Raw genomic sequence first — 12826 nt, forward strand, 5'->3', positions numbered from 1 at the left:
CGGCTGTTCATGCCGCCGAGACCTGCCTTGCCCAGGGCTTCCTTCTACCGCACCTTCTCGGAGGCGTGATGGATGAAGATGCGGAGCGATTCGCGGGCGGCCGCGGTTCTGGTGTCCAACTCACCTCTGCCATCTGCTCGGTGGATGTCGCTGGCGACCTGAAAGGTGGCTTCCGCGAGGTCGAGGAGTCCGTCGTCGTCGACGTAGAACGCAATGCCGTTGATGGCTTGCCGGGCCACGCCACGCAGCCTGTGTGCCTCGATCCGTGCTGCCCGGTGCTCGGGACCTTCCGGGTTCTCGTCCTGGCGGTACCACCAGTCCTGTTGTCCACGGATCGTCTCGGTGATGGCGCCGGTGTAGGTGAGAACCGCGGCCTTGCGCTCACTTCGGTCGGCGGACTGCCGTTGGAGGACGTAACCGAGCAGAGCACCCATGAGTGTGCCGCCAACGGCGACGAGGCTGATAAGTACTTGGTCCACCCGCCGATGGGAACATGTCGTGTGTGCTCCACGCCATAGCCGGACGGGACGGACGGCACCGGCGAGGCGGCCGCGACCGCGCTCTCGCCCCGGCAGAGCGACCTGTGGCGGGGGCGGCGCACGAGTTCGCCTCCACGCCGGTGTTCCTGGCGACCGTGGACTTCCGCTGCGTGGTCCGGTGCACCGCACGGCGTCGGCCGCGGCGGTCCGGCGACTGCCGCCGCGACACGACCTGCTGCGCACCGTGTTCGAAAACGGCCCGGAGCCGGCCGCACATCTCGGCGAGCCGGATGGCCTGCCGGAGGTTCCGAGAGAGGCCGGCTGAAGGCGCCTGACGGGTAAAACCCAGGTCAGGCGCCTTTTTGGGTGTCTAGAAGAAGCCCAGTTTCTTCGGCGAGTACGACACGAGGAGGTTCTTCGTCTGCTGGTAGTGCTCCAGCATCATCTTGTGGGTCTCGCGGCCGATGCCGGACTGCTTGTAGCCGCCGAATGCCGCATGTGCCGGATATGCGTGGTAACAGTTCGTCCAGACCCGGCCGGCCTGGATGGCACGTCCGGCCCGGTAGGCCGTGTTGATGTCCCGCGTCCACACGCCGGCGCCGAGCCCGTACAGCGTGTCGTTCGCGATCTTGATGGCGTCGTCGAAGTCGTCGAAGGACGCCACCGACACGACCGGGCCGAAGATCTCCTCCTGGAAGATCCGCATCCGGTTGTCGCCCTCGAAGATCGTGGGCTGGACGTAGTAACCGCCCTTCAGCTCCCCGTCGTGCTCGATGCGTTCACCGCCGGTGAGTACCTTGGCGCCCTCCTGCCGGCCGATGTCCAGATAGGAGAGGATCTTCTCCAGCTGGTCGTTGGACGCCTGCGCGCCGATCATCGTGTCCGTGTCGAGCGGGTTGCCGGGCTTGATGAGCTCGGTGCGGGCGACCGCCGCCTCCATGAACTCGCGGTAGTGGCCGCGCTGGACGAGGGCGCGCGAGGGGCACGTGCACACCTCGCCCTGGTTGAGCGCGAACATCGTGAAGCCCTCGAGCGCCTTGTCGCGGAAGTCGTCGTTCTGCGCCCACACGTCGTCGAAGAAGATGTTCGGGGACTTGCCGCCCAGCTCCAGCGTGACCGGCTTGATGTTCTCCGAGGCGTACTGCATGATCAGCCGCCCAGTGGTGGTCTCACCCGTGAACGCGACCTTCGCCACCCGTGCGCTGGAGGCCAGGGGCTTGCCCGCCTCCACGCCGAAGCCGTTGACGATGTTCACCACACCCGGCGGGATCAGGTCCGCGATCAGGCTCATCCAGTAGTGGATGGACGCCGGCGTCTGCTCGGCCGGCTTGATGACGACCGCGTTGCCCGCCGCCAGCGCCGGAGCGAGCTTCCACACCGCCATCAGAATGGGGAAGTTCCACGGGATGATCTGCGCGACCACGCCCAGCGGCTCGTGGAAGTGGTACGCGACGGTGTCGTCGTCGACCTCGCTCAGCGAACCCTCCTGAGCACGGATCGACCCCGCGAAATAGCGGAAGTGGTCGATCGCCAGCGGGATGTCGGCCGCCAGCGTCTCGCGGACCGGCTTGCCGTTCTCCCAGGACTCCGCGACCGCCAGCTTCTCCAGGTTCGCCTCCATCCGATCGGCGATCTTGAGCAGGATGTCGGCGCGCGCGGTCACGGAGGTGCGCCCCCACGCGGGTGCCGCCGCGTGTGCCGCGTCCAGCGCGCGTTCCACGTCCTCGGCGGTGCCGCGCGCGACCTCGGTGAACGGCTGCCCGTTCACCGGGCTCGGGTTCTCGAAGTACTGCCCGCGAGCCGGCGCGACGTACTCCCCGCCGATGAAGTGGTCGTAACGCGCCTGGTAGGAGACGATCGCGCCTTCGCTGCCGGGCGCCGCGTATCGGGTCATGCTGGTTGCCTCCCGGAGAAGCGCTGCCCGCCGTCGGGCAGCTCTCGCCGCGAGGCTAGGAACCCGGACGTTGCAACGACGTTGCGCGCCCGAAACCGCCGCCCCGTCCAGCGGGCGGGCCGCGCCTCACCGCGTCAGCGAGGCTGCGGTCGCGCACGCCCGTCGCGTGCGGGGTGCACCCGTCCGACCGGTACGCCCTGCTCGGACTCCAGCTCCGCCACGCGCGCCTGCACGGTCGCCGCCGGGCGCAGCGCAGACAGTGCCCGCCAGACGGCGAGATCGTCCTCGCCCCACGGCGCCCGGGCCCAGTCGGCCAGCAGATCGGGGTCCCGCCGGGCGATGATCGCCGTCCGCAGCCCGTCGGCGAGCCGTCGCCGCAGCCGTACCACCGCCGGTGCCGTCGAACCCGGCAGCAGCGGACCGGCGTACACCGCCGCGGCCGCCGTCACCGCGCCGGTACCGAGCCGCCGCTCCACCACCGCCGCATCGGACTCGACCGGCCGGGTGAGCCGGTAGGGACGCGAACCCAGCAGTCCCGGTCCGAGGATCCTGCGCAGCCGTGCCAGCTCGGCCCGCAGGGTCACCGGCGTCACCGACTCGTCCTCGTACAGGGCGCACTGCAACTCGTCGCCCGTCAGACCTTCCGGATGCCGGGCCAGCAGCACGAGGATCTCGCTGTGCCGACGGCTGAGCCTGATCTTCCGTCCGTTCGCGACCAGTTGGGCCTCGTCGCGCCCCAGGGCGGTCAGTTCGAGGGCGTCGGCCATGGCCCGAGGAGGTGCGAGCAGCGCCAGATGGGTTTCGGCGGCCCGCGCCACCGCCTGGACGAAGCCGAGACTGTGCGGATGCGCGAGCCCGTCCCCGCCGGTGATGTCCACCGCGCCGAGCACCCGTCCGGTGCGCGGATCGTGCACGGGGGCCGCCGCGCAGGTCCAGGACTGCACACGCCGGATGAAGTGCTCGGCCGCGAACACCTGCACCGGCCGGTCGACGGCGACCGCCGTGCCCGGGGCGTTCGTTCCGACCGCCGACTCCGACCACCGCGCGCCCGGCACGAAGTTCATCCGCCCGGCCTGCCGCCGTGTTCCCGGATGGCCCTCGACCCACAGGAGCCTGCCCTGCGCGTCGCACACGGCCAGCAGATGCTCCCCGTCCGCCGCGAACGTTCCCATGAGTTCCCGGAACAACGGCATCACCCGCGCCAGCGGATGCTCCGCCCGGTAGGAACCGAGCTCCCCGTCCATGAGTTCCACCCTCGCGGTGCTCTCCGGTACGACGCCCGCCCGCGCCGACCGCCGCCAGGATTCCGCCACCACGGTACGCACCGGCCGCGGCACCGTGCCGCCCTCGGTGAACGATTCGTACGCGCGGCGCAGCAGCCGACCCCGCTCGGCGGGATCGGTCCCCGGTTCCAGGGCCACCCAAGGATCGGTCAACTCGGCCTCCCGGAAGGCGATGCGACTGGGCCCATCGTCACTCCGGGAGCGGGCCTGGACAACCCGTGTGACGCCTCCCTTCCGTCCGGTGCCGCGCGGCGCGCCTGTTCGGGGCGCCGCGAGGTCCGCCCCCAGGTCAGGCGAAGTTGACGAGTCTGATGTAGCGCGTCCAGTCCCAGTTCGGCCCGGGATCGGTGTGATCGGTGCCCGGTACCTCGTAGTGTCCGAGGATGTGGGCGCGGTCCTTGGGAATGCCGTACCGGTCGCAGACCGCGGCGGTGAGCCTGGCCGACTCCTCGTAGAGGGCGTCGGTGAAGTAGGCGGGCCGGTCGATCCAGCCCTCGTGCTCGATTCCGATGCTTCTGGTGTTGTAGTCCCAGTTGCCCGCGTGCCAGGCGACGTCGCGCTCCCTCACGCACTGGGTGACATGGCCGTCGGCCGAGCGCACGAGATAGTGCGCGGACACTTTCTTCTGCGGATTCTGGAAGATGGACAGGGTCGTGACGTACGAGGCCTGGGTGACGTGAATGATCACGTAGTCGAGCTCGTAGCTGTAGGGGCGGTCGGAGGCCGTGTAGTTGGAGCCGGTTGCCGGGATCCACTCGGCGCCCGGATAGTCGACGGCTGCCGGCTGCGCGGTCGCCTTGGCACCAGGGAGCAACGCGTAGGGGAGGGCCGCGAGGGCTGCGCCCTTGAGCAGCCGCCGTCGGCTCGGGAACGACTGTGCTCGCTCCATGGGGTTGGCCTTTCGTCGGTGGGGGTGGGCCGAGAACCCGCGGCCCGGAGCCGGGCAGGTCGAAGCGGGTGCCGGAAGCGGAGGGCCGGGCGGGCCTGCCGCGCGGGCCTTGTGTCAGCGCCGGAGTGCCGCGGCCGTCTCGCGCAGTCGGGCGTGCAGTCCGCGATGAGTCTCACGCGCGGGCAGCCATTCCTTGCGCAGCTTGGCGACGCACGTGTAGTTGGTGTCGCAGACGTTCGCGAGCGGAGACTCGACCGTCTGCGTCGCGAACTGGTAGGCGTCCAGTTCGCTGAACCCGTAGTCGCGCACCAGCCACTGCACGAGGTCGAGCTGGGATATCCGGAAGGCGTCCTCCAGCGGGCGCGCCGAGCCGGTCGAGATGATGTGGGTGTCGGACTCGATGCGCGGCCAGGGGGTGGCGACTCCCTTCAGGAGTTCGACGATCACCACCGTGTTCATCGCGCATTCGACCGCGACTCCGCAGGTCTCTCCCTCGCCCTGGCGTGCGTGCCCGTCGCCCAGGCTGAGCAGGGCCCCTTCGACGTTCACCCCGAGGTAGCAGGTCACTCCGGCCCGCATCTCCGGCGTGTCCATGTTCCCGCCGTGCGCGTCGGGCACCAGCGCGGAGCGCACCTCCAGGTTCGCGGGCGCCACACCCACGGTGCCGTGCATCGGATCCATCGGCAGTTCGATCCGGATGTCGCTGTCCCGTGCGCTGAACAGCGCGGTCCGGCGCTCCCGGTCGAGCTGCCAGATCCACACCGTCTCCGGCAGCGGTGGCTGCAGGGACGCCGTGGTGTGCGTGGAGGTCAGGGCTCCGAAGAGGGGGACCGTCGTCGAAGCCGCCCAGTCACGGGCCGGCTCGATCGAGACGAAGTGGACCGCGACCGTGTCGCCCGGCTCCGCTCCCTCGACATGGAAGGGACCGGTCTGCGGATTGAGGAACGGGAACTCGCAGACCTCGGACACCAGGTCCTTCTCGGAGCGCACCCGTCCGGCGAAGCAGTCCTCGGTGTACAGATCGAGCACGGTGCCCGGCGCGACGCGTGCCACGGGTGGCGCGCCGCCGAACGTCCAGGCGAACTCGCCCGGCGCGGGGCGTAAGGTCAGGACCCGGGGGTCGCTCATGGCTGCACGGCTCCGCTCTGTGAAGGGGCGGGGGGTGAGGTCTCGTCGAGGTGGACACGGGCGGTCGCGGCTATGCGCTCCGGGTGGCGGCGCAGCAGGAAGATCAATATCACGGCACCGACCGACATCCAGACACCCACGACCGGCCCGGCGTACGACACCGGCGCGGTCAGTCCGGTCACGAAGTCGAAGACCGGCAGACCCGCGGCGGTCAGCAGCGCGGGCACGAAGGCGACGATGCCGAGCAGCGGGAACACCAGATGCCGGACGGGGTCGAACAACTCGCGTCGACGGCGCAGGAAGTAGCCCGCACAGGCGAGGTCGACCACGATGTACACACCGATCACCACGGTGACGATCACCGTCGCGAGGAGCAGGAACGCGGTCACCGGGTCGTACGCGAGACCGAGCCCCAGCATGACGGCCACGGCCACGGCGCACTGCACGGCCACCCCGGCCGCGGGGGAGCGGTGTCTCGGGTGCACACGGGCGAAGAACGCGGGGAGGACCCGGATCCTGGCCAGGGCGAAGGCCGTTCGCGTGGAGACGGTGGCGCACGCGTTGGCGTTGGCGATCGTCGAGTTGACCACCGCGAGGAACACGAGCACCCAGAACAGCCCGAAGGAAGCGCGCGCCACGCCTTCCCACGAGGCGGCGCCGGAGGCCCCGAACCCGGCGAACCGGTCGGGACCGAAGTACACCGACATGGCGTACGTCGTCAGGACGTAGACGAACCCGATGGCCAGCGCCGCGCCGAGGACGGCCCGGTGCATCGTGCGGCGCGGGTCCCTGGTCTCCTCCGCGAGCGGGGCCGCCGCCTCGAACCCGGCGAAGGCGAGCACGGTGTACACCGATCCCGCGAACACGCCGCTGATCCCGTCGTAGCCCTCGGCCGTGTGGGAGGTCCCGAACACCGACAGCGTGTTGTCCCCGCCGGCCCTGACGATCAGCCATACCGCGAAGACGAGGAAGACCAGCACTTCGAAGACGCCGAGGACGGTGCCGAACCGGGCCGAGGCGCGGACTCCCCGGTAGCCCGCCACCGCGATGACCACCGCGCCCGCGAGCGACCAGGGCCACCAGAGGTCGTCCGGGTACGAGGACCATTCCTGGTGCAGTGTGCCCGCCGTCGTGAATCCGAGCTGAAGGAGGAGCAGCGGCGGCACCAGCGCCTCGACGAACACGTAGCCCCAGCCCACGAGGAATCCGGCGGACGGGTGCAGTCCCCGCGCCGTGTAGGTGGCCACCGAGCCCGCGGAGGGCATCTCACGTGCCAGCTCGGCCACGCACGACGCGGTGAACAGACAGGCCACCAGGGCGATCAGCACGGCCAGGGGCAGGCTGCCGCCCGCGAACGCCGCTCCGGACGGGACGGACGCGGCGACCGCCGCCGCAGGCGCCATCGCCGTGATGCTCTGGAACAGGACCTCGCGCAGGCCGATCGCCTCACGCCGCAGGCCCGGAACCGCCTCCTCCGACATCTGAATCCCCCGATCCGACCGGAACACAACCGTCGGCAGGACGGCTGCGCCTCGCGTGAATCACGGTACGGCGCTTGCCGGTTGGGCAGGAAGAGTCAGGCGCGGGTCCGTGGACGGCCCGCGGAATGTGGACAACCCGATCACCCGCACGGGGGACGTCCCGCGGGTGGCGGCGGGTTTTCCGAGAGCTGCTCCGCTCACCGCATCTCGTGCGTCGCGCCTACGGCCGTCCGGCCACCGACGCCGGGTCGTCGAGCACCCCGCGTACCACCGAATGCGCCGCGCCGAGCAGCGGTCCCTCGGATCCCAGGCGGGAAACGGACACGGGGCAGGCGGGGCCCGCCGTGCGCCGGGTCAACTCGCCCTCCAGCGAAGGGAGCAGCCAGGGCGCGAGCCCGGCGAGGGCCCCGCCCAGCACGACCGTCTCCGGGTCCAGCAGGTTGACCGCCCCGGTCAGGGCGATGCCGAGCGCTGTTCCGGCGTCGTGCAGGGCACGCCGCGCGTCCGGGTCGCCGTCGGCGGCGCGCCGGGACAGCAGCCCGACCCGGTCCTCACCCGGTTCGAGTCCTGCGGCGCGCAGAACCGCCTCCTCGCCCGCGTACTGTTCGAGGCACCCGCGTCCGCCGCACGGGCACTCCGGTCCCTCCGGGCGCACCGGAACGTGCCCCAGCTCGCCCGCGAAACCACGGGTCCCGCGCAGCAGCCGCCCGTCCACGAGCACCGCGGCACCGATGCCGATCTCCGCGGACACGTGCAGGAAGTCACGAGGTGCCGCGTCCCCGAGCCAGAGTTCCGCGAGCCCGCCGAAGTTGGCTTCGTTGTCCACGGTCAAGGGCCACTCCGTGGGCAGCAGTTCACCGAGGTCCGTGTCGTGCCAGTCGAGGTTCGGGGCCCGGACCACGGTCCGGGCGTCACGTGCCACGAGTCCGGGGACGGCGACGGCGAGGCCGGCGGGCCACAGTCCTTCCCGGTCGGCCTCGGCGACGACCTGGTGCACCAGTGCCGTCAGTTCCTGGATCACGGGCCCGGCCGGCCGGCCGCGGTTCGTGCCGTGGCGCACGGCGCGGGCCCGCACGGTGCCCCGGAGATCGACCGCGCACACCGCGAGATGGTCGACACCCACCTCCGCGCCGATCCCGGCGGGACCGTGTCCGCTGACGGTGAGCGCCGAACCGGGCCGCCCCACCCTGCCGGGCCGCTCGGGCCCCAGTTCTTCGAGGAGCCCCGTGCGGATCAGCTCGTCGACCAGGGTGGACACGGCCGCCCGCGTCAGACCGATGCGGGAGGCGACGGCGGCACGCGACAACGGCCCCTCGTCGCCGACGGTGTGCATGACCCGGGAGAGGTTGCGGCGGCGCATGCCCTGCTGGGTGTCGGGCAGTCGTCGGCCGGAGCCGGCCGGGTGGGCCTCGTGCAGCGGTGCGGTCATGCTTCCGTCGATCCTCGTCCGGCCGGTCCCGTCGGCCTGTCTAGGTGCCCGTCCCCACCGGCCGGCCCGGCCGGTGCCGCCCGCACGGGACGTCACTCGTGAGAGCCGGTCACGCCGGGGGCGGCACGGTCGGTCCTGATCAGTTCCTGTCCGGCTCCCGTTCGAACAGCGGGGCCGCGTCGGAGAGTACCCCGGTGATCCGCGCGAGCGTCTCCTCGTCCCGCTCCACGGCGTCGAGCACCGGCCCGCGGGCTGTGCCCCAGCGCCGGGCGACCGAGGCCGGGTCCTCACCCGTCAGCAGGCCCGCCGCCTGGGCGGCGGCGCCGAGTGCGACCAGTTCCCTGGCCTCGGGCACCTGGACGGGCCGGCCCGAGAGTCGGCGCACGGTCCGCTGCCAGGCCTTGCCCCGTGCCCCGCCGCCGATCAGCAGCAACGGCGCCGAACGGTCGGCGTCCGTGTCCAGTACCAGGTCGAGGGCGCCCAGCAGGGAGTACACGGCACCGTCGTACGCGGCCTGGAGCAACTGCCCGCCCGTCGTGTCGTGCCTGAGCCCGTGCAGCAGTCCCGAGGCGTGCGGCAGGTTCGGTGTCCGTTCCCCGTCCAGATAGGGGAGGAACGTCACCGAGGAGCCGGCCTCGACGGCCTCGCGGTCGAGGCCGAGCAGCGCGGCGAACCGGTCGACGGCCAGCGTGCAGTTCAGTGTGCAGGCCAGGGGGAGCCAGCCGCCGTGCGCGTCCGCGAATCCCGCCACCGTTCCGGTCGGGTCGGCCGGGCGGTGCGTCGAGACGGCGTACACGGTCCCCGAGGTGCCGAGGCTGACCACCGGGGTGCCGGGGCGCAGCCCGAGGCCGAGCGCGGCGGCCGCGTTGTCCCCGGTCCCGGCCGCCACCAGGGTGCCCCGTGAGAACGGCAGCTCACCCCTGGCGTGCACCGTCCCGGCCACCTCGCCCGGCCGGACGACGCGGGGGAGCAGGGCGGGGTCGAGACCGATGTGGGCGAGCACCTCTTCGTCGTACGCCTCGCTCCCGGAGGCCCACCACCCGGTGCCCGAGGCGTCGCCGCGGTCGGTGGTGCCCTGCCCGGTGAGCCGTTCGGTGAGGTAGTCGTGGGGCAGCCGGACCGCCGCCGTCGCCCGGACGGCGTCCGGCTCGTGCTCGGCGAGCCAGGCCCACTTCGTGGCCGTGAAGGACGCGGCCGGCACACTGCCGGTCCGCTCGGCCCAGGCCTTCGGACCGCCGAGTTCCTCGACCAGCCGACGGGCCTGCGGCGCCGAGCGCACGTCGTTCCACAACAGGGCGGGTCGTACGGGTTCGCCGTGCGCGTCGAGCGTCACGAGCCCGTGCTGCTGCCCGCCGATCGACACCGCCGCCGCCTCGTGGGCGGCGTCTCCGCACTGGCGCAGGGCTTCGCACAGCGCGTCCCACCACTGACGGGGGTCGCTCTCGCGGCCCGCCCCGGTGGAGACGGTGTGCGGCGCCTGTCCGCTCGCCACCACCTGTCCCGTCGACGCGTCGACGACCAGGGCCTTGGTGGACTGGGTGGACGAGTCCACCCCGACGACGAGCGGACCCTCGGCTGCTGACATCGGGCTCTCCCTCTTCCGCGGCTCCGCGGGATCTGTGCTGGTCACGGGGGTTTTCGGACCGCCACGGTCCGGATCCCGCAGTTCGTCCCTGGATCGATGTGACCAGGTTTCCTACTTCGTCTCTTCCCAGAGATGCGTCCGCATACTAATTTGTAAACCGCCATGACGAAATAGTCGGAGCTAGCAAGGAGCCGCGGCATGAACTACCAGCCCACCCTCGAGGACAGGTTCACCTTCGGCCTGTGGACCGTCGGCTGGCAGGGAAGGGACCCGTTCGGCGACGCCACCCGGCGCGCCCTGGACCCGGTCGAGACCGTCCAGCGACTGGCCGAGCTCGGTGCCTACGGAGTGACCTTCCACGACGACGACCTGATCCCCTTCGGGTCCTCGGACAGTGAGCGCGAGTCGCACGTCAAGCGGTTCAGGCAGACCCTGGACGCCACCGGCCTCAAGGTGCCGATGGCCACCACCAACCTGTTCACGCACCCCGTCTTCAAGGACGGCGCGTTCACCTCGAACGACCGCGACGTGCGCCGCTACGCACTGCGCAAGACCGTCCGCAACATCGACCTGGCGGTCGAGCTCGGCGCCGAGACGTACGTCGCCTGGGGCGGCCGTGAGGGAGCCGAGTCCGGTGCCGCCAAGGACGTACGTGTCGCTCTCGACCGCATGAAGGAGGCCTTCGACCTCCTCGGTGAGTACGTGACCTCGCAGGGCTACGACCTGAGGTTCGCGATCGAGCCCAAGCCGAACGAGCCCCGCGGCGACATCCTGCTCCCCACCGTCGGTCACGCCCTCGCCTTCATCGAGCGCCTGGAGCGTCCGGAGCTGTACGGCGTCAACCCGGAGGTCGGTCACGAGCAGATGGCCGGCCTGAACTTCCCGCACGGCATCGCGCAGGCCCTGTGGGCGGGCAAGCTGTTCCACATCGACCTCAACGGCCAGTCCGGGATCAAGTACGACCAGGACCTGCGGTTCGGCGCGGGCGACCTGCGGGCCGCGTTCTGGCTCGTCGACCTCCTGGAGAGCGCCGGTTACGCGGGCCCGAAGCACTTCGACTTCAAGCCGCCGCGGACCGAGGACTTCGACGGCGTGTGGGCGTCGGCGGCGGGCTGCATGCGCAACTACCTGATCCTGCGCGAGCGCGCGGCGGCGTTCCGTGCCGACCCCGAGGTCCAGGCGGCCCTGCGTGCCTCGCGCCTGCACGAGCTGGCGCAGCCCACCGCCGAGGACGGCCTCGCGGGGCTGCTCGCCGACCGGACCGCCTTCGAGGACTTCGACGTCGAGGCCGCGGCCGCGCGTGGCATGGCCTTCGAGCAGCTGGACCAGCTGGCGATGGACCACCTCCTGGGCGCGCGCGGCTGATCGGACCGCCTTCGAGGGAGCGGACCCGCCTTCCGGCGGGTCCGGCCCGCCCTCCGTGGCGGCCGCTCTTCGCGCGGAAATTCCGGAATCGTGCGATCCATGGCATGAGTCCGTATCAACTTCCGCGCGAGGGTCGCGCGATGACCGGATTCGAGGCGACTCTGGATGGTATGGCCATGCCGCCCGAACCGCCTCAGCAGCCACGGTCGCAGGGAGGAACGCATCCTTCCGAGGACGACGTCCAAAGCCCGCGTTCGAGCGGGTACGGTCCTCCGTCGTCCGGGGGTTACGGTCCGCCGCCCTCGGGCGGCTACGGGCCACCGTCCTCGGCCGGCTACGGACCTCCGTCCTCTGGCGGCTACGGGCCTCCACCGGGTGGGTTCGGCCCCCCTCGGGGAGACGACGGCTCTTCCTCCGGGGCCTACGGTTCGACGGGGCAAGGGGGCGACTGGCCTCCTGGGCGGAGCGGCGGGGGATGGCCGCCTCCGCCGTCCGGACCGCCGCCGGGGCCACCGCCCGGACAGCCGGACGGGCCCGGTGGTCCCCCTGGGAGGCGGCGTCGCAACAGCCTGCTCCTCGTCATCGCGGTGATCGTCGGTCTCGGAGTGATCGTCGCCGTGGCCGTGACGGCCACGGGCGGCGGCGGCAAGGGCAAGAAGTCCCCCACCGAGAGCACCGGGCGGTCGTCGAGTCCCCCGCCGAGTCTCCCGTCCGGACTCCCGTCGCTTCCCTCGGGCCTGCCCACTGTCGTGCCGTCGTTCCCCACGGACCTGCCCACCGGGCTCGTGCCCAGCGATCTGCGATCCCTCTTCCCGTCCCTCGCGGACGACGAGGTGCCCTACTACATGCTCCGGAAGGGCGATTGTTTCGACACGGACGACGCCGAGCCCGGACAGGCCACCAAGCGCGAGTGCGCCCGGCCGCACGACGCCGAGGTCGTGACGGTCACCGAACTCGACGGCACCTACACGACGGACGCGGCCCTCAAGGAAGCCGCGTCCGCGCTGTGCGCGTCTCCCCTGGAGCGGAAGGCGGCTGGCCAGGCCGCGGGCACGGTGCGCGAGACGCTCGTGCAGTACCCGGACACCGGGACCTACGGAACCGGGATCGACAAGGTCACGTGCAGCCTGGCCGCGGGCGTCGGCAAGGGCGGCCACAAGCTCACCGGACCGCTGAGGTGAGCGGCACGCGCGCGTGGGCGCTGTCCGTCGTCCACGCGCGCGTGCCGCTCCGAAGGGCTTTTGGGATCAGATACCGCGCGGCAGCCGCACGTAGGTGACGGTCGTCTCGACA

At 71.4% G+C, this 12826-nt stretch carries 10 protein-coding genes; 2 read left to right on the forward strand and 8 right to left on the reverse strand.

Going from position 1 to position 12826, the window contains the following annotated elements; translation table 11 throughout:
* Nucleotides 1-44 precede the first annotated feature (44 nt).
* The 8 genes from CW362_RS24805 to xylB form a co-directional block, all read right to left on the reverse strand.
* Entirely contained in the window at nucleotides 45-479 is a 435-nt protein-coding gene (locus CW362_RS24805) for a hypothetical protein (RefSeq protein ID WP_103551744.1), read from the reverse strand.
* A gap of 370 nt (nucleotides 480-849) precedes the next feature.
* On the reverse strand, nucleotides 850-2373 hold the full coding sequence (adh, locus tag CW362_RS24810; protein WP_103551745.1) for an aldehyde dehydrogenase: 1524 nt from the start codon (nucleotides 2371-2373) through the stop codon (nucleotides 850-852).
* 134 nt (nucleotides 2374-2507) lie between these two features.
* The gene (locus CW362_RS24815; protein ID WP_103551746.1) at nucleotides 2508-3809 is read right to left on the reverse strand and encodes a GAF domain-containing protein; all 1302 of its coding nucleotides are present in this window, start codon (nucleotides 3807-3809) and stop codon (nucleotides 2508-2510) included.
* Nucleotides 3810-3945: 136 nt separating this feature from the next.
* Nucleotides 3946-4545 carry an N-acetylmuramoyl-L-alanine amidase gene (locus CW362_RS24820; protein ID WP_103551747.1) on the reverse strand — a complete coding sequence of 200 codons (600 nt, stop codon included), beginning with the start codon at nucleotides 4543-4545 and terminating at the stop codon, nucleotides 3946-3948.
* Nucleotides 4546-4659: 114 nt separating this feature from the next.
* The gene (locus CW362_RS24825; protein WP_103551748.1) at nucleotides 4660-5673 is read right to left on the reverse strand and encodes an acetamidase/formamidase family protein; all 1014 of its coding nucleotides are present in this window, start codon (nucleotides 5671-5673) and stop codon (nucleotides 4660-4662) included.
* On the reverse strand, nucleotides 5670-7154 hold the full coding sequence (locus CW362_RS24830) for an APC family permease (protein WP_103551749.1): 1485 nt from the start codon (nucleotides 7152-7154) through the stop codon (nucleotides 5670-5672). The genes CW362_RS24825 and CW362_RS24830 overlap by 4 nt, the downstream gene beginning before the upstream one ends.
* 220 nt (nucleotides 7155-7374) lie before the next feature.
* The gene (locus tag CW362_RS24835; RefSeq protein ID WP_103551750.1) at nucleotides 7375-8583 is read right to left on the reverse strand and encodes an ROK family transcriptional regulator; all 1209 of its coding nucleotides are present in this window, start codon (nucleotides 8581-8583) and stop codon (nucleotides 7375-7377) included.
* Nucleotides 8584-8722: 139 nt separating this feature from the next.
* Nucleotides 8723-10168 carry a xylulokinase gene (gene xylB / locus CW362_RS24840; RefSeq protein ID WP_103551751.1) on the reverse strand — a complete coding sequence of 482 codons (1446 nt, stop codon included), beginning with the start codon at nucleotides 10166-10168 and terminating at the stop codon, nucleotides 8723-8725.
* A 198-nt stretch (nucleotides 10169-10366) separates the two neighbouring features.
* Here xylB and xylA point away from each other — a divergent pair, with 198 nt between their 5' ends.
* Both xylA and CW362_RS24855 read left to right on the forward strand, forming a co-directional pair.
* Complete coding sequence (gene xylA, locus CW362_RS24845) at nucleotides 10367-11533, forward strand: xylose isomerase (RefSeq protein ID WP_103551752.1); 1167 nt, start codon at nucleotides 10367-10369, stop codon at nucleotides 11531-11533.
* Between the two features lie 587 nt (nucleotides 11534-12120).
* The gene (locus tag CW362_RS24855; protein WP_103551753.1) at nucleotides 12121-12714 is read left to right on the forward strand and encodes a hypothetical protein; all 594 of its coding nucleotides are present in this window, start codon (nucleotides 12121-12123) and stop codon (nucleotides 12712-12714) included.
* The last annotated feature ends 112 nt before the right edge of the window (nucleotides 12715-12826 follow it).

Source organism: Streptomyces populi (assembly GCF_002911015.1).
Classification (GTDB): domain Bacteria; phylum Actinomycetota; class Actinomycetes; order Streptomycetales; family Streptomycetaceae; genus Streptomyces; species Streptomyces populi.

Coding starts and splice junctions, on each gene's coding strand:
- adh (WP_103551745.1), bottom strand. CDS start 2,373: ATGACCCGATACGCGGCGCCCGGCAGCGAAGGCGCGATCGTCTCCTAC.
- CW362_RS24820 (WP_103551747.1), bottom strand. CDS start 4,545: ATGGAGCGAGCACAGTCGTTCCCGAGCCGACGGCGGCTGCTCAAGGGC.
- CW362_RS24825 (WP_103551748.1), bottom strand. CDS start 5,673: ATGAGCGACCCCCGGGTCCTGACCTTACGCCCCGCGCCGGGCGAGTTC.
- CW362_RS24830 (WP_103551749.1), bottom strand. CDS start 7,154: ATGTCGGAGGAGGCGGTTCCGGGCCTGCGGCGTGAGGCGATCGGCCTG.
- CW362_RS24835 (WP_103551750.1), bottom strand. CDS start 8,583: ATGACCGCACCGCTGCACGAGGCCCACCCGGCCGGCTCCGGCCGACGA.
- xylB (WP_103551751.1), bottom strand. CDS start 10,168: ATGTCAGCAGCCGAGGGTCCGCTCGTCGTCGGGGTGGACTCGTCCACC.
- xylA (WP_103551752.1), top strand. CDS start 10,367: ATGAACTACCAGCCCACCCTCGAGGACAGGTTCACCTTCGGCCTGTGG.